The 875-nt window shown below is 53.7% G+C and carries 1 protein-coding gene; it reads right to left on the bottom strand.

Going from position 1 to position 875, the window contains the following annotated elements:
* Nucleotides 1-875: Ig-like domain-containing protein (locus CWC16_RS19255; protein WP_171037697.1), on the bottom strand; the 875-nt coding region annotated here is incomplete at both ends.

The raw sequence follows: 875 nt of genomic DNA, 5'->3' as shown, positions 1-875 counted from the left end.
GGTGGCGTCACATCCACTTCGCCGTTGTCTGTGCCTGTGCCCGTGTTGCCTGCTGCATCAGTGATGCTGGCGCTAACACTGTAGTTGCCTTCTGCTAAGTCGCTGGTTGGTGTCGCACTCCAATTGCCGTTGACATCGGTTTGTACATCAATAGTTTGTACAACATTGGCTGCATCGGTAAAGGTTACCGTGACGGTGCTGTTGGGTGCATCACTGGTGCCTGTAACCGTTGGCGTGCTGTCGTTGATGAGCGCTGGTGCATCCACACTCACACTTGGCGCGGTGGTATCGATGTTACCGCTGCCGGTGATATCAGTGCTGTTACCCGCCGCATCACTAACAGTCGCTTCAATGCTGTAAGGCCCTTCAGCCAATGCGTTTGGCACTTCGACTGAGAAGTTGCCGCTCGCATCCACAGTCGTCGTAAAGGTTTGCTCTCCCCCTAAATCATCGGTAACGGTAAAGGTGATCACGGTGCCCTCTAGTGCATCACTGGTGCCGCTTAGCGTTGGGGTTACGTCGTTACTTGAACCTGGGCTGGTTAACTCAAGCGTTGGCGCAATGGTGTCTACTTCACCTGAGCCAGAGGCTGTGGCTTCATTGCCAGCGGCATCGCTTACGCTTGCACTTACTGTGTAGCTGCCTTCAGCAAGGACTGTTGTAACAGGGACTGACCATGTACCACTTACACCTACTGTGGCAGTAATGGTTTGCTGTACACCGGCATTGTCTGTCACAACAATTGTGACTTCGCTACCTTGTGGTGCATCGCTTGTGCCGGAGATCGTCGGTGTTGTGTCGTTGCTCACGCCGTTATCTGTAATAGCAAGGCTGGGCAGGGTTAAATCAATCTCGCCAGTTTCGCTCGCGCTGCC

Source organism: Pseudoalteromonas sp. S3776, assembly GCF_005886915.1.
Lineage (GTDB): Bacteria > Pseudomonadota > Gammaproteobacteria > Enterobacterales > Alteromonadaceae > Pseudoalteromonas.
The sequence above is the reverse complement of the archived record's forward strand: the minus strand, read 5'-3'. Positions and strand labels throughout refer to the sequence as shown.